Genomic DNA, 15,276 nt, shown 5'->3' with positions numbered 1-15,276 from the left:
GGGAATCCCCGGCCCGGGTGGCGGCCCGGGTCGGGGAGGTGCGGGAAGGCCGGCGGCGAGGGCTCGGCGGCGCGGCTCGGCGGCGGGGGCTCAGCGGCGGGTGAACAGGAAGCCGAGCTTGTCGACCTCGTCGCCGGCGCGTCCCTGGAAGCCGGCGATCTGCCAGCCGTCGGGCGCGGTGCGGGTCACGCAGTCGGCGGTGGTGGTGCCGCCGGCCAGGGTGCGGCCCAGGTTGGTGCCGAACGAGGTGTAGAAGATGCGGGTGTGCCCGTTGAACGAACCCTGGCAGAGGGTGGCCGAGTTGACGTACTCGCCGCTGCCCAGGATGAGCGAGGAGGCGGTGCCGCCGGTGCCGCCGTGGGTGAGGGAGGTGCCGTCGGCGAGGGTCAGTCCGACCTGGTCGACCCGGCTGCCGGCCCGCAGGCTGACCGTGGTGGCCCGGGCACCGGCCGCGACCCGGTCGATGTCGTCGTAGAAGTCGCCGTGCGGGCCGCCGAACTGCTCGCTCGCCAGGTAGGCCTGGTTCCGGCTCCAGCTGAAGCCCACGGCGACCGGGTCGTGGTCGGAGAGCATCTTGCCGGAGCCGTCCAGGAAGTCGGCGTGCTTGTTGGCGTACGAGGTCGCGGTCAGCGACACCAGCGCGCTGCTGCGGTACAGGACCTTGTCGACGATCTCGCAGGTGTCGGTGGGCGCGTTCTGGTCGCACAGCAGCGGGTCCGCGCCGCGGGTCGGCGCCACGCCGCCGCGCTCCAGCTGCACCCAGGCGTCGGTCAGCTTGTTGTCGGCGGCGAAGGCGCCGATGGTGTCGTCGGCGCGGGTGTAGCGGGTGTTGGTGTCCCCCATCACCACGACGGCGTTCCCGGCCGAGTGGGTCTTGATGTAGCCGGTGAGCTGGGCCAGGTTGGCGGCGCGGGCGGTCTCGTCGCCGGGGTTGGTGCCCGCGTTCGCGTGGAGGTTGTAGAAGTCGACGTACACGCCCTCGGCGAGCCTGGTCCGCATGAAGGTGAAGCCCTTGGGGGTGAGGCAGTCACCGGAGTCCAGCTGGCAGTCGTTCCACTTGACCCGCTCGAAGTCGTCGCCGTCGTAGCCGAGACCGGACAGGGTGTTGAGGCCGCTGCCGATGCCCGCCCCGCCGCTGGTCGCGGTGCGGAACGGGTGGGAGTCGGCGGCGTACAGGAAGGCGTGGTAGTTGAAGTCCTCCTGGACGTGCACGATGTCGTACGGCGCGAGCCGGCCGCCGATGGCGGTGGTGCTGCTCTGCCGCTCGGTGGAGGAGCTGTTCACCACCTGCGGCAGGCCGGCGACGTTGTAGGTCAGCGCGGAGAAGGTCCCGCCCCCGACGGCGGATGGCGCGGACGGCCCGGACGGCGCAACCGGCGCAACCGGCGCGCCGGCCGAGGCCTGCGCGGACGGCGCGCCGAGCAGGCCGCCCAGCGCGGTGGCCGCCGTGAGCGCGCCCACCAGGGTGGCACGGGCGAAGGGCTGTCGGGGGCGGGGCTTGGACATCAGTGCTCCGATCGGAGTACGGCCACGGGATCCGGTGCCCGGAGCGTATGGGCGAACCATGAGCGCGTCAACACCGCTGATGGGCTCTCACATGGCCTCTGAGCTGCGTCTTTATGAGGCCATGCCAGATTCTCCGCAAAGGTTTTGTTAGCGTTAACAGATTGTTCTCCCAGCACCTCCCCGAGGCGGAGCGAGTCGCGAGGTCAGCCCCAGCCGTTGAAGGTCAGCGCCGGCTCGGCGTTCCGCACCAGGGTGCGGGCCTGCTCGGGCCACCAGGTGCCGGCCGGTGGATCGACGGAGCCGTACTCCGGGTCCGCCGTTCCACCGGGAATGCCACGGTTGCACTGTCCGTCGGACTGGCCGACCGTCTTGATCCACAGGTAGGCGTCCGCGAGCGGGGTGCCGGTGTCGGCCGTGGGGCGGTTGCCGATGCCGCGCCCGGGCGGGTTGCACCAGACCTGCGGGTCACCGGCGTACTTGCCCGCCGGCGGCGTCCAGTCGCCCTTCCCGTTGCGGCTGGTGTCGACGACGAAGTGGGTGAGCTCATCCGCGGGCCGCGAGCCGACGTTCTGCTGGAACCACAGGTCGGTCCAGTGCCAGGTGGCGGGGTCCTCCACGTTGACGGAGTCGCCCGCCCCGCCGTCGTTGGGAGCGGCCGGGGAGTAGAACTGGCTCGCGCACTGCTCGGCGTGCCCCCGGGCCGCCGCCGGGCCCTTGGTGGCGTACCAGAGGCAGTCGGACACCCACGTGCCGTAGCGGTCGGACCGGTCGGTGGAGAAGAAGTTGGAGACGTTCAGGGAGAATCCCTGGGCGCGCTCGACCCCCGCGTCCATCAGGCGCTGCGTCATCGCGCCCACGCTCTGCCAGTGGCTGTTGCCCGCGTCCAGGTAGACGGTGGTGTTGGGCTGCTTCTCCAGGACGTCGATCGCGTACCGGAGATCGGCGATGCGGCCCGCGGTGAGGGCACCCGTCGGGTCGGTGGTCGGGGAACAGTCCCGGGGCAGGTTGGCCAGGGCGTCGGGTTCGAGGACGATCACCGCCTTGTCGCGCCCGATGCCCTTGGCCAGCCCGGCGATCCAGGCCCGGTAGTCCGCGTCCGACTGGGCGCCGCCGCTGGAGTACTGGGAGCAGTCCCGCCCCGGGACGTTGTAGGCGACCAGGACCGGGACGGTTCCGGTGCGGGCCGCCCGGCGGACCAGGGTGTGCGTCTGGCGCCGCACCTCGTCCGGGGTGCCGTCGGTGTACCAGTGGGCTCCGGGCCAACTGGCGAGCTTCGCCATGGCGGTGGCGCCGGCGAGGTCGCCGTTCAGCAGGTCGGTGGCGACCTGCTGCTCGGCGTCGCGGTCCGGTTCCACGTAGAAGCGGGTGTCGGCCGCCAGCGCGTGGCCCGTGGCCTGGTGGCCCTGGGCTTGAGCCGGAGCGGCGATCCCCGTCAGCAGCGCGGCCACGCCGACGGGGATCAGCGCACGGGGAATGCGTGGTCTCACAGGTGGGTCCTCCGGTCGGGTTCTCGGCTCAGTAGCCGAAGATCATGTTGTAGGCGACCTGCGGCAGGAACTGCCCCGCCGTCGATCCGGCGCCCACACCGCAGTTGCCGTCGGACTCGCCGGGCGCCTTGATCCACAGCAGCATCTCGGCGCCGCCGCCGTACTGCGTGGGGGTGCCGATCCTGCGCCCGGACGCGTTGCACCAGGCGCCGTTCGATCCGTTGCCGTTGCGGCTGCTGTCGACGACGTACGGCTTGGTGAAGCCGTTGGACGACTGAAGGGCGGCGTTGACGGCGTTGCCGTAGGCCGTGTTCTGCCCGGTGTCGATGTAGTTCGACACGTTCAGCGAGAACCCGTGCGCGCCGCTCACCCCGGCCGCGGCCAGGTGCTGGGCCATGGTCTGGGCGCTCATCCAGGCGGGGTTCCCGGCGTCCAGGTAGAGGTTGGTGTTGGGAGCCTTGGCGTTGAACTGCGCGATGGCGTTGCGCAGCATCGCGTTGCGTTCGGTGATCTGACTCGTGCTCATGCAGCTCTGGTCGCCGAGCGCGTCGGGTTCGAGGATGACGACCGCCGGCCGGTTGCCGATGCCACTGGCGAAGGCGGCGATCCAGGTGGCGTACTCGGCGGCCGACCCGGCGCCGCCACCGGACTGGCCGGCGCAGATGTCCCGGTTGGGGATGTTGTAGGCGACCAGGATCGGCAGCCGGCCCTGGGCGGCGGCGGCGCCGACGTAGGCGCCGGTCGCCGTCCCGATGGTGCCGCTCCAGTTGCCGAACCAGCGCGCCGTCGGCACGGCGGCGATCGACGACCGGATGGCGGCGGCGCGGCCGTCGCCGGGGTTGGCGTTGAGCCACTGCTGGGCGCTGGAGTCGGGGTCGACGTAGAAGCCGCTGGTCAGGGTGGTGGGGGTGGCGTGGGCGGCTCCGGGGTCGACCGCGACCAGCAGCGCGGTCAGGGCGGGGGCCAGGAGCAGGGACAGCCTGCGAAGCGAGCGGCGCATGGGCTTCCTCCACTGGGTGGGGGTGGGTGGAAGTGAGATCTGGAAGCGCTTCCAGATGCGAGGATGATTGGGCCCGGCCGAACCCGGTGTCAAGACGTCTGCGGCAAGTTCGTTCAATTCTCAATATCCAGCGGGAACCGCCGGAGTCGCCGCTCTCCCAGCACAACCGACCCGCCTGGCCGTAGAGTGTGGAAGCGCTTCCGACCAGCGGAGGCATTGCGTTGGTCGGTCGCCCTGGCGGCACGGGATGTCCGTGGAACCATGGTCCGGACAACGTCCGTCGGCAACAGGAGGATCAACGATCGCGATGGAGACGTCTCCACGACGCCAGCCGACGCTGGACGAGGTCGCCGCCCGGGCGGGCGTCTCACGCACGGCGGCTTCCCGCGTCATCAACAACGTGCCGCACGTGAGCGCGGCCAAGCGCGCCGCGGTGGAACGGGCGGTCCGCGAGCTCGGCTACGTGCCGAACCCGACCGCGCGAGCACTGGCGACGCGGCGCGCGGGCACGGTCGTACTGGCGGTGTCCAGCGACGAACCCGGCCTGTTCGCCGACCCGTTCTTCGCCGAGGTGACGGTGGGCGTCAGCTCCTTCCTCGACCAGACGGATCTCGAGCTGGTCCTGCTGCTGGCCAACACGCCCCGCGGCAAGGAGCGCCTGCGGCGCATCCTGAGCTCCCAGCGGGCGGACGGCGTGATGCTGATGGCGGTGCGCGGCGACGACCCCCTGGGCCGGCTGGCCGAGCGGACGGACCTGCCCGTGGTCTTCGGCGGCCTGCCGCTCACCGGCACCCCGCCCCGGTGGTACGTGGACCCGGACAACCGGGGCGGCGCGCGCCTGGCCGTCGAGCACCTGATCGGCAGCGGACGCCGGAACATCGCGATGATCACCGGGCAGGTCGACCTCCAGGCCGCCGTCGCCCGTGAACAGGGCTTCCGCGAGGCACTCGTCCTGGCCGGCCTGTCCCCCGCCGGCCTGGTCCCGGGCGACTTCACCCAGGCCGGCGGCGAGGCCGCGATGGAGCGGCTGCTCGCGGACCGCCCGGACCTCGACGCGGTGTTCGCGGCCAATGACGGCATGGCCCTGGGAGCGCTGCGCGCCCTGCGCCGACACGGCCGACGCGTCCCCGGGGACGTCGCGGTCGTCGGCTTCGACGACCTCGCCGGCGCCCTGTACGCCGACCCGCCGCTGACGACCGTGCACCAGCCGGTGCGCGCGCTCGGGCTGGAGATGGCCCGGATGCTCGTGGCGGCCGTCGAGGGCCAGGACCCGGGCCCGCTCGTCCTGCCGACCCGCCTGACGATCCGGGAATCCGCCCCCTGACGAGCGGCTGACTCCCCGGCACACCGGGGCCGCCCTGGACGCGCTTCCGAGCCCCAGGGCGGCCCCAAAGGTGCTTCCGGGCCGCCCTGCCCCGCTCCCCGCCCGCCGGGCCGCCTCACCTCCGACCTGCCGACGACCTGCCGATGACCTGCCGACGACCGGACACTGACCGGCCACCGACCGGCGAACCGGCTCGAACGGCCGCCGGCGGAACACCTCTTGACATCTTCCCGTCCGAGGCAGCAGGGTTTGCTGAACTGGAAGCGCTTCCAGTCCACGGAGGCGCTCCTGGGGCCGAACCCGCCCCGCCCCTCCCACACCGCGTCCCACGCCCTCGTCGCGACCGCCCCGGCCCCGTCCCCGGCACCGCGAGAGCGCCGCGCCCGCGCGCGTCCACCCGCGCACCCCGCTACCGCCTCCCTGGAGAACCTCATGTTCCTGCGCCGTCGTTCCCGCAGAGCCGCCGCCCTCCTGTCGGCCGCCGTCGCCACCGCGACCCTGGCCACCGGATGCGCCTCGGGAGGGGCCGGCTCGGACGACCCGAACGCGAAGATCACGCTGACCGTCGGCGACTTCGGCACCTTCGGCTACAAGGAGGCCGGGCTCTTCGACGAGTACACGAAGGCGCACCCGAACATCACGATCAAGGAGAACACCACCACCCAGGAGGGCGACTACTGGACCGCGCTGCAGACCCGGCTCTCGGGCGGCGGGCTCGACGACGTCCAGGCGCTGGAGGTCAGCCGGATCGCGCTGGCCACCTCCGACCAGCTCAGCGGCGCCTTCACCGACCTGTCGAAGGTCCAGGGCGTCGACAAGGACGCCTACCTGCCCTGGAAGTGGAAGCAGGCGACCAACGCCCAGGGCAAGACCGTCGGCCTCGGCACCGACGTCGGCCCGATGGCGATCTGCTACCGCCAGGACCTCTTCCAGGCCGCCGGCCTGCCCGGCGACCCCGCCGCCGTCAGTGCCCTGTGGGCGGGTGACTGGGCGAAGTACGTCGAGGTCGGCCGCCAGTACCAGGCCAAGGCCCCCAAGGGCACCTTCTTCATGGACACCGCCACCGGCCTCTACAACGGCGTGGTCTCCTCCAACGCCGAGCAGTACTACAAAAACGGCAAGATGAACTACCAGGACTCCGCGGGCGTGAAGAACGGCTGGAAGCTGGCCTCCGACGCGGTCCAGGGCGGCATGACCCAGGGACTCAAGGAGTTCGACACCCCCTGGCAGACGGCCTTCTCCAACTCCACGTTCGCCACCACCGTCTGCCCGTCCTGGCAGCAGGCCAACATCGAGAAGTTCTCCGGCCCGGACAACGCCGGCAAGTGGAACGTCGCGCAGGCCCCCACCGCGGGCAACTGGGGCGGCTCGTTCCTGGCCGTACCGGCCTCCGGCAAGCACGTGGCCGCGGCCCAGGCGCTGGTCGTCTGGCTCACCGCCCCCGAACAGCAGGCCAAGGTCTTCCAGAAGGTCGGCACCATCCCGGCCAACCAGAAGGCGTACGCGCTCCCGGGCGTCATGGACTTCAAGAACCCGTACATCGGCCCGAACGCCCCCACCGGGCAGATCTTCTCCACCGCGGCCAAGGCCATCCAGCCAGCCGAGACCGGCCCGCACCACGGTGACCTGCACGGGGCGTTCAGCAACGGCGTGCTGCTGATGGAGCAGAACCACGAGAGCTCCGAGGCCGCCTGGGCCGACACCACCAAGCAGATCGCGAGCACCATCCAGTAGCCGCGGGCCACGCCGTACGGACCGCGCGGCAGCTCCTTCCCCCGCGCGGTCCGTACCGGCGTCCGGCAGCCGAGACCGAACCCAAGTCCAGTCCAGAGCGACCCGACGGCCCGCCCGGCCGTCGCCCCGGCACGGAGGAACCTGTGGCCACCTCGACCCGCACCCACCGAAGCGACCCGGCCGAACCGCCACCCGGCGCGAGCCCGCCGAAGCGCGCCGGAGAGCCGACGGGCCCGCGCAGCCGACTGCACCGCTGGGACCACAAGGTCTCGCCCTACGTGTTCGTCTCGCCCTTCTTCCTCGTGTTCGCGGTCTTCGGGCTCTTCCCGCTGGTCTACACGGGCTGGCTGTCCCTGCACCAGGTCAGCCTCTACAACGTGGACCAGGCGGACTGGGTCGGTCTCCAGAACTACGCCGACCTGCTGTTCGGGCCGCCGAGCGAACTCTTCTGGCACGCCCTGCGCAACACGATCACCCTCGGGCTGCTGTCCACCGTCCCGCAGCTGCTGATCGCGCTCGGCCTCGCCCACCTGCTCAACTACCGCCTCCCGGCCCGCGGTTTCTTCCGCACCGCGCTGCTGGCGCCGTACGCGACCTCGGTGGCGGCCGCCACGCTCGTCTTCGCCCTGATCTTCAGCCCCGAGGGCGGCATGGCCAACTGGCTGCTGGGGCTGGTGGGCATCGGGCCGGTCAGCTGGGAATCCGGCACCTGGAGCTCCCAGCTCGCCATCTCGGTGATCGTTATCTGGCGCTGGACCGGTTACAACGCGCTGATCTACCTCGCCGCGATGCAGGCCATCCCCCGCGAGCTGTACGAGGCCGCCGCGATCGACGGCGCCAACCGCTGGCAGCAGTTCCGCAACGTCACGATCCCCGAACTGCGGCCCACCATCCTGTTCACCGTCGTCGTCTCGTTCATCGGAGCGACCCAACTCTTCGGCGAGCCCTACCTGTTCGGAGGTCAGAGCGGCCACCAGGGCGGTACCCAGCACCAGTACGAGACGCTCGGGGTCTTCATGTACGACCAGGGCTTCCACTACAGCATGCTCGGCCGCGCCTCAGCCGTCGCCTGGCTGATGTTCGTCCTGCTCCTGCTGGTCGGCCTGGCCAACACGCTGATCGCCCGCCGCCTGCGTTCCGCCAAGTGACCGAGAAGGACGACGACATGACCACCATCCCCGCCCCCGACTCCCCCGCCCCGCGCGCCATCGCGCGCCGGAGCCGGCTGCGCTCCCCGGGCGCGGGCGACCAGCACCGGGCCGGGCCGCTCGCGCTGACGACGCTGACCCTGGTCGCCCTCGCCTCGCTGTTCCCGCTGTACTGGACCCTCGTGGCGGCGTCCACCGACGGCCACCGGGTGGTCGCCACACCCCCGCCGCTGGTGCCCGGGTCGAACCTGTTCCACAACATCGGCTACGCGTGGGACAACGCCGGGGCACGCGGCATGGGCGTCGCGCTGCTCAACTCGACCCTGGTCGCCGGCGCCGTCGCGGTCAGCACGGTGGCGTTCGCCGTCCTGGCCGGCTTCGCGTTCGCCAAGCTGCGCTTCCGCGGCCGGGGCGCCATGCTCGCCCTCGTCGTCGCCACCATGGCCGTGCCCGCCCAGGTCAGCGTGGTGCCGCTGTTCATCCTGATGCGGCACCTGGGACTCGGCAACCAGCTCGGCGCCCTCATCCTGCCCTCCCTGGTGACGGCCTTCGGCGTCTTCTTCATGCGCCAGTACCTCACCCAGGCCCTGCCCACCGAACTCCTGGAGGCGGCCAGGGTCGACGGCGCCAACTCGCTGCGCGTCATCTGGCACGTCGTCCTGCCGATCGCCCGGCCCGCGATGGCCGTCCTGGGCATGCTCACCTTCGTCCAGTCGTGGAACGACTTCCTGTGGCCCGTCATCGCGATGAACGGCGCCATCAACCCCACGGTCCAGGTCGCCCTCGCCGGACTCGGCACCGGCTGGTCGACCGACTGGTCCGTCATCACCGCCGGCGCGCTCATCGGCACCGTACCGCTGCTCCTGGTCTTCACCGTCTTCGGACGGCAGATCGTCGGCGGCATCACCCAGGGCGCGCTGAAGGGTTGACGGCACCTCAGGCCGTCGCCCGTTGTTCACCACACCCCATTCATTGGAGCACTGCTGTCATGACCGTGGTCTCACCGGACAACCACCGCACCCGACGCGCGTTCCCGCCGGGCTTCGCCTGGGGCACCGCCACCGCCGCCTACCAGATCGAGGGCGCCGTCGCGGAGGACGGTCGCGCCCCCTCGATCTGGGACACCTTCAGCCACACCCCCGGCAAGGTCGCCAACGGCGACACCGGCGACACCGCGCTGGACCACTACCACCGCTTCCGCGAGGACGTCCGGATCATGGCCGACCTCGGCCTCACCTCCTACCGCTTCTCCGTCTCCTGGCCCCGCGTCCAGCCCGGCGGCCGCGGCCCGGCGAACCAGCGCGGCCTGGACTTCTACCGGCAGCTGGTCGACGAGCTGCTCACCCACGGCATCACCCCCGTGGCCACGCTCTACCACTGGGACCTCCCGCAGGCGTTGGAGACCCCGTCGACCAACGGCTCCGCCGCGGGCGGCGGCTGGCCCGCCCGGGAGACCGCGTACCGGTTCGCCGAGTACACGGGACTCGTCGCCGAGGCGCTCGGCGACCGGGTGTCCACCTGGACCACCCTCAACGAGCCCTGGTGCAGCGCCTTCCTCGGCTACGGCGCCGGCGTCCACGCCCCCGGCCGCACCGACCCGGCCGACGCGCTGCGCGCCGCCCACCACCTCAACCTCGGCCACGGCCTGGCCGTCGGCGCCCTGCGCGCCGCGCTGCCCGCCCCCGCCCAGATCGCCGTCTCGCTCAACCTGCACGCCGTGCGACCGCTCAGCGACCGCCCGGAGGACCAGGAGGCCGCCCGCCGGATCGACGCCGTCGGCAACCGGATCTGGACCAGCCCGATGTTCCGGGGCCGCTACGACGAGGACCTCCTCGAGGACACCGCGCACGTGGTCGACTGGGACACCCTGGTCCACGACGGCGACCTCGCCGAGATCTCCCGCCCCATCGACCTGCTCGGCCTCAACTACTACAACCCGACCGTCGTCTCCGCCCCCGCCGACGGCACCCGCCGGCCGCGCGACGACGGGCACGGCGGCGGCTCGTCCTCGCCCTGGCCGGGCGCCGAGGGCGTCGCCTTCCACCTCGCGAACGACGACGTCACCGCCATGGGCTGGCCGATCGACCCGAGCGGCCTGTCCGACACCCTGCTCGCCCTGCACCGCGAGTTCGGCCTGCCGCTGCTCGTCACCGAGAACGGCGCCGCCTTCGAGGACACGGTCGCCCCCGACGGCACCGTCCACGACCCCGAGCGGACCGCCTACCTGCGCGGCCACCTCGACGCCGTCGCCGACGCGATCGCCGCCGGCGCGGATGTGCGCGGCTACTTCCTCTGGTCGCTGATGGACAACTTCGAGTGGGCGTACGGCTACGACAAGCGCTTCGGCATCGTCCACGTCGACTACGACACCATGGTCCGCACCCCGAAGAGCAGCGCCCACTGGTACGCCGAGGTGATCCGCCGCGGCGGTCTGGACTGACCCGTCCGGCTCGCCGGCGCCACCGCCGGCCGAGGCGTGCGGCTGCTCGAAAAAACATCGGCGACGGCGGCGACCCTTTCGAGGGCGGCCACCAACGGGTGCAACGACACCAGCGGGAGCCGCGGCGAGCGGCACCCGCCCCCCGCATCCGCGCATTCCGATGGGAAGCCCACGTGCCTTCTGACGACCCGGTCACCACCGAGCAGCCGACGCCCCGGGGCCGTACGCAGCACCGGGGCCGAGGGTCCGCCGACTCCCCGGCGGGCTCCCCGGCCTCCGTGCCGGCCCGGCCCCGGCCCCTCCTACGGCGGTGCGGGGGTGCCGGGCGACCACCCCCGGCATAGCCTGGCCGACGACGCCCGCCCTCCCGGTGGCGGTGCGCGAAGCGGCAACACCCTTTCCTCGGAGGACAGTTCATGCGCGCTGTGACCTACGATTCGTACGCCCCGGACAACTCCCGACTGAAGTACGGCGAGGTGCCCGACCCGAAGGTCGGCCCCGGCCAGGTGCTGATCGAGGTCCGGGCGGCCTCCGTCAACCCGGTCGACTGGAAGGTCATGGCGGGCGGGCTGGACGGCATGATGGACACCGTCTTCCCGGTCGTCCCCGGTTGGGACGTGGCCGGCGTGGTCACCCGTACCGGCCCCGACACGCCCGAGTTCTCCCCCGGTGACGAGGTGATGGCCTACGCCCGCAAGGACGTGGTGCAGGCCGGCACGTTCGCCGAGTACGTCGCGGTCGCCGCACCGGCGGTGGCACGCAAGCCCACCGCCCTCGACTGGGCGCAGGCGGCCGGGCTGCCGCTGGCCGGACTCACCGCGCAGCGCAGCCTCGACCGGCTCGACGTCGGCCCCGACGACGTGCTCCTGGTGCACGGCGCCGCCGGTGGCGTGGGCAGCCTCGCGGTTCAGCTCGGCCGCGACCGCGGGGCCCGGGTGATCGGCACCGCCTCGGAGCGCAACCACGACTTCGTCCGCGAGCTCGGCGCCGAGCCGGTGACGTACGGGGACGGCCTGGCCGAGCGGGTGCGGGCGCTGGCGCCCGGCGGCGTGTCGGCCGTGGCGGACTTCGTCGGCGGTCAGCTGGAGACGACGCTGGCCGTGCTCGCCGACGGCGGGCGGCACGTCTCCGTCGCCGACCCGGAGGTGTCGCAGCACGGCGGCCACTGGATCTGGGTCCGCCCGGACGGCGCAAAGCTCGCCGAACTGGCAGCCGCCGTCGACCGCGGCGCACTGACCGTGGAGGTCGCCCGGACCTTCCCCCTGGACCGGACGGGCGAGGCCTTCGACGCCAGCCGCACCGGCCACACCCGCGGAAAGCTGGTCGTCCTGCCGTGACCTCCCCCGTCCTCCGCCCGCAGGCGGGAGTTCGAAGACACGTCCTAGGCTGGAGCCAGGCGCCGGAACCACCCTCCGGCGTGCACGGCTGCCCGGACGGAGGCGCGTGTGGAGACGACCGGCGAACAGGACGCGCCCACCGCCGTTGTCACGGTCGGCCCGGACGGGGTCGTGACCGGCTGGAGCGAGGACGGACCGCTCCTGCTGGGCTGGACCGCGGCGGAGACCGTCGGCCGACCGATGACCGACCTGCTGGTCGATCCCCCGCCCGCCTTCCTCGGGGATGACAGCCGCGGGGCTGACAGCCCCGGGGAGGACGGCCCCGGGCCCGCGGGCCTGATCACCCTGCGCCACCGGAACGGCTCCACCGTGGACGCCGTGGTGACGGCCCAGGCCCTGCGCGACGCCGACGGCAGGGCCCTGGGCCGGGTGGTGACGCTCCAGCGCTGGGACCGCCGTCCGGTGATCGCCGACCGGGCCTTCGAGCAGTGCCCCTTCGCCCTCGGCGTCTACGACCCCGATCTGCGCTTCCTGTGGGTGAACGCCGCCGCGTGCCGGGTGATGGCGCACTCGGAGGAGCAGGTCCTCGGCGAGAAGTACCGCGAGCTGTTCCCCGAACTGGACGACGCGGCGTACACCAACAAGCTGTCCGAGGTGGGCAGGACGGGCGAGCCCGCGCGTCTGATCACGATCTTCCGCCCGCTGGGCAGCGCCTACGCCAACGCCTGGGCGACCAGCATGTGGCCGGTCCGGGACGCCGGGGGCACCGTGCGCGCCGTCGCCAACTGGGGCTTCGACATGAGCGCCGAGTACTGGGCCCGCCAGCGCCTGCTCCTGCTCAACGAGGCCACCAAGGGCATCGGCCGGACCCTGGACGTGATCAGCACCGCCCGGGAGCTGGCCGAGACCTCGGTGCCGGCCTTCGCCGACCTCGTCACCGTCGACCTCTTCGACGAGGTGCTGCGTGGAGAGGAACCGCCCGCCTTCGCCGCCGTCACCACCAGCGGCACCATCACGCTCGGCCGCGCGGCCCGGCACAGCGCGAAGGAGGCCCCCGACCCGCCGGCCGGCGCGGCGGCGTCGGTCGGCTACGCGCCCGGTTCGGTCGCCGCCCGCTGCATGTCCACCGGCAGGTCCATGGTGCAGCTCGCCGCCGAGCCCAACCAGGGCGGCGAGTGGGCCTTCGGCCCCGGTCTCGCCGCCGACCCCGCCCACTGGCCGCCGGGCACCCCGCTGATCGACCAGACCCTCGCCGCTCAGGGGTTGACCGGCCGGATCACCGTGCCGCTGCTGGCCCGCGGCGCCGTGCTCGGCGTCGTCGCCTTCGCCCGCCGCGACCGGCCGGAGGCCTTCACCGCCGACGACCTGATCCTCGCCGAGGAACTGGCCGCCAAGGCCGCCGTCGCCATCGACAACGCCCGCCGGTACACCCGCGAGCACGCCCTCGCGCTGACCCTGCAACGCAGTCTGCTGCCGCAGCGGCTGCCCGAGCACGGGGCGATCGAGGTGGCCTCCGGCTACCTTCCCGCCGGGGCGGGCGCCGGCGTGGGCGGTGACTGGTTCGACGTCATCGCGCTGTCCGGCGCGCGGGTCGCCCTGGTCGTCGGCGACGTCGTCGGCCACGGCGTGCACGCCTCGGCCAGCATGGGCCGGCTCCGCACGGCGGTCCGCACCCTGGCCGACGTGGACCTTCCGCCGGACGAGTTGCTCACCCACCTGGACGACCTGGTCCTCCACCTCCCCGACGACGACCGGCCCGAAGGCGGTTTCGAGCCGACCGGCGAGACCGGCGCCACCTGCCTGTACGCCGTGTACGACCCGGTCTCCCGGCGCTGCGCCCTGGCGAGCGCGGGCCATCCGCTGCCGCTGGTCATCTCGCCCGACGGCACCGGCACCCCGATCGAAGCGCAGCCGGGTCCGCCGCTCGGCGTCGGCGGGCTGCCGTTCGAGGTGACCGAGATCGAGGTGCCCGAAGGCAGTCTGCTCGCGCTCTACACCGACGGACTGGTGCAGAACCGCGAGCGCGACGGCGGGCAGGGGGCCGGCGACCTGCTCCGGGTCCTGAGCGAGCCGGCCGCCTCGCTGGAGGCGCTCTGCGACACGGCGATGAAGGCCATGCTGCCGGAGCACCGCACCGACGACGCGGCCCTGCTGCTCGCCCGCACCCGCGCGCTGGACCCCGACCACGTCGCCGACTGGGACATCGAGCCCGACCCCACGCAGGTGGCGCGCGCCCGGCGGCTGGCCGCCGACCAACTGGCCGCCTGGGGCCTGGAGGAGACGGCGTTCGTCACCGAACTGGTCGTCAGCGAGCTGGTCACCAACGCGATCAAGTACGGTCAACCACCCATCAGGCTGCGGCTGATCCGCGACACCTCACTGATCTGCGAGGTCTCCGACGGCAGCGCCACCGCCCCGCACCTTCGCCGGGCGCGCATCTTCGACGAGGGCGGCCGAGGCCTGATGCTCGTCGCCCAGCTCACCCAGGGCTGGGGCACCCGGCACACCACCAACGGCAAGACGATCTGGTGCGCCCAGACCCTCGGCCCGTGGTGACGCCCTTCCGGCCCGGCGCGGTTCGCGTACCCCGGCACCCGCCGGACGGCTGACGGCCCACGGCTGACAGCTGACGGCGCGACCACCTCCGCCGGATGACGGGCCCGGTCCGGCGGCGGACTACTCCGCACGGCGGCCCGCCGTCCGTCGGAGGATGCAGGGCGGAGCCCGTCCACGGCATGACGCCCGACGGTGCCTCCCGGTGCGAGTCTGGCGACATGACCCCCGTGTGCTCCCGCCGGCCCGGTCTGCGGCTCGCCGCCACCGCGCTCGCCGCCGCCGTCGTCACCGCGCTCGCGCCCGCCGCGGTGGCCGCTCCGACCGCCGGGGCCGAACTCCCCGCCGACGCACCGCCCGAGCTGGCCGCCCTGGTCGAGCAGGGCGGCAGCACCGCCGCGCTCGCGGAGGTCCGCGACCACGGACGGGTCGTCTGGCGGGGCGCGGCGGGCGTCCGGGACCTGGTCACCGGTCTACCGGCGCGCGCCGACGGGAGGTTCAGGATCGGCAGCGTCACCAAGATCCGGCAGAAGACATCGGATGGCTTGTGGTGCGGAGGACTCTACGAGCGGGGCATCCCACTGACAAGAGGAACCTCCGGATATTCCCCACCGTGATGCGCGGCCATCCGCAGCGATCCGATGGAACCTCCAACGATCTTTCTGAACTGCTCAGTTGGTCCATCCGATCGGCGGTCAGCGGGCAGACATCGGAGGAATCCTTGCGAGGCCCGATGAGGCCTCGTAT

The 15,276-nt window shown here is 72.6% G+C and carries 11 protein-coding genes; 8 read left to right on the top strand and 3 right to left on the bottom strand.

The annotated features are described in order from the left end of the window. Nucleotides 1-90: 90 nt before the first annotated feature. The 3 genes from ACZ47G_RS16135 to ACZ47G_RS16125 form a co-directional block, all read right to left on the bottom strand. Entirely contained in the window at nucleotides 91-1,506 is a 1,416-nt protein-coding gene (locus tag ACZ47G_RS16135) for a jacalin-like lectin (RefSeq protein WP_465743021.1), read from the bottom strand. A 203-nt stretch (nucleotides 1,507-1,709) separates the two neighbouring features. Then, nucleotides 1,710-2,993: a glycoside hydrolase family 6 protein gene (locus ACZ47G_RS16130; protein WP_465743019.1), complete on the bottom strand. Its 1,284-nt coding sequence runs from the start codon at nucleotides 2,991-2,993 to the stop codon at nucleotides 1,710-1,712. 28 nt (nucleotides 2,994-3,021) lie between these two features. Next, the gene (locus ACZ47G_RS16125) at nucleotides 3,022-3,993 is read right to left on the bottom strand and encodes a glycoside hydrolase family 6 protein (protein ID WP_465743017.1); all 972 of its coding nucleotides are present in this window, start codon (nucleotides 3,991-3,993) and stop codon (nucleotides 3,022-3,024) included. A gap of 307 nt (nucleotides 3,994-4,300) precedes the next feature. Here ACZ47G_RS16125 and ACZ47G_RS16120 point away from each other — a divergent pair, with 307 nt between their 5' ends. The 8 genes from ACZ47G_RS16120 to ACZ47G_RS16085 all read left to right on the top strand — a co-directional run bounded on the left by ACZ47G_RS16120 (nucleotide 4,301) and on the right by ACZ47G_RS16085 (nucleotide 15,146). After that, nucleotides 4,301-5,317 (top strand): LacI family DNA-binding transcriptional regulator, encoded by a 1,017-nt coding sequence (locus ACZ47G_RS16120; RefSeq protein ID WP_465743015.1) that lies wholly within the window; start codon nucleotides 4,301-4,303, stop codon nucleotides 5,315-5,317. A 432-nt stretch (nucleotides 5,318-5,749) separates the two neighbouring features. After that, entirely contained in the window at nucleotides 5,750-7,051 is a 1,302-nt protein-coding gene (locus tag ACZ47G_RS16115) for an ABC transporter substrate-binding protein (RefSeq protein ID WP_380453578.1), read from the top strand. A 143-nt stretch (nucleotides 7,052-7,194) separates the two neighbouring features. Continuing rightward, entirely contained in the window at nucleotides 7,195-8,199 is a 1,005-nt protein-coding gene (locus ACZ47G_RS16110) for a carbohydrate ABC transporter permease (RefSeq protein WP_465743012.1), read from the top strand. Between the two features lie 17 nt (nucleotides 8,200-8,216). Next, entirely contained in the window at nucleotides 8,217-9,128 is a 912-nt protein-coding gene (locus ACZ47G_RS16105) for a carbohydrate ABC transporter permease (RefSeq protein ID WP_465743010.1), read from the top strand. Between the two features lie 59 nt (nucleotides 9,129-9,187). Beyond that, nucleotides 9,188-10,639 carry a GH1 family beta-glucosidase gene (locus tag ACZ47G_RS16100; protein ID WP_465743008.1) on the top strand — a complete coding sequence of 484 codons (1,452 nt, stop codon included), beginning with the start codon at nucleotides 9,188-9,190 and terminating at the stop codon, nucleotides 10,637-10,639. 416 nt (nucleotides 10,640-11,055) lie between these two features. Beyond that, nucleotides 11,056-11,976 carry an NADP-dependent oxidoreductase gene (locus ACZ47G_RS16095; protein WP_465743006.1) on the top strand — a complete coding sequence of 307 codons (921 nt, stop codon included), beginning with the start codon at nucleotides 11,056-11,058 and terminating at the stop codon, nucleotides 11,974-11,976. A gap of 108 nt (nucleotides 11,977-12,084) precedes the next feature. Further along, entirely contained in the window at nucleotides 12,085-14,532 is a 2,448-nt protein-coding gene (locus ACZ47G_RS16090) for a SpoIIE family protein phosphatase (RefSeq protein WP_465743004.1), read from the top strand. A gap of 218 nt (nucleotides 14,533-14,750) precedes the next feature. Further along, complete coding sequence (locus ACZ47G_RS16085; protein WP_465743002.1) at nucleotides 14,751-15,146, top strand: serine hydrolase; 396 nt, start codon at nucleotides 14,751-14,753, stop codon at nucleotides 15,144-15,146. Nucleotides 15,147-15,276 lie beyond the last annotated feature (130 nt).

The sequence above is a fragment of the Kitasatospora sp. NPDC030952 genome (assembly GCF_055571335.1).
This window is presented reverse-complemented; position numbering and strand designations above follow the sequence as displayed.

Coding starts and splice junctions, on each gene's coding strand:
- ACZ47G_RS16135 (WP_465743021.1), bottom strand. CDS start 1,506: ATGTCCAAGCCCCGCCCCCGACAGCCCTTCGCCCGTGCCACCCTGGTG.
- ACZ47G_RS16125 (WP_465743017.1), bottom strand. CDS start 3,993: ATGCGCCGCTCGCTTCGCAGGCTGTCCCTGCTCCTGGCCCCCGCCCTG.
- ACZ47G_RS16120 (WP_465743015.1), top strand. CDS start 4,301: ATGGAGACGTCTCCACGACGCCAGCCGACGCTGGACGAGGTCGCCGCC.
- ACZ47G_RS16115 (WP_380453578.1), top strand. CDS start 5,750: ATGTTCCTGCGCCGTCGTTCCCGCAGAGCCGCCGCCCTCCTGTCGGCC.
- ACZ47G_RS16105 (WP_465743010.1), top strand. CDS start 8,217: ATGACCACCATCCCCGCCCCCGACTCCCCCGCCCCGCGCGCCATCGCG.
- ACZ47G_RS16100 (WP_465743008.1), top strand. CDS start 9,188: ATGACCGTGGTCTCACCGGACAACCACCGCACCCGACGCGCGTTCCCG.
- ACZ47G_RS16095 (WP_465743006.1), top strand. CDS start 11,056: ATGCGCGCTGTGACCTACGATTCGTACGCCCCGGACAACTCCCGACTG.
- ACZ47G_RS16085 (WP_465743002.1), top strand. CDS start 14,751: ATGACCCCCGTGTGCTCCCGCCGGCCCGGTCTGCGGCTCGCCGCCACC.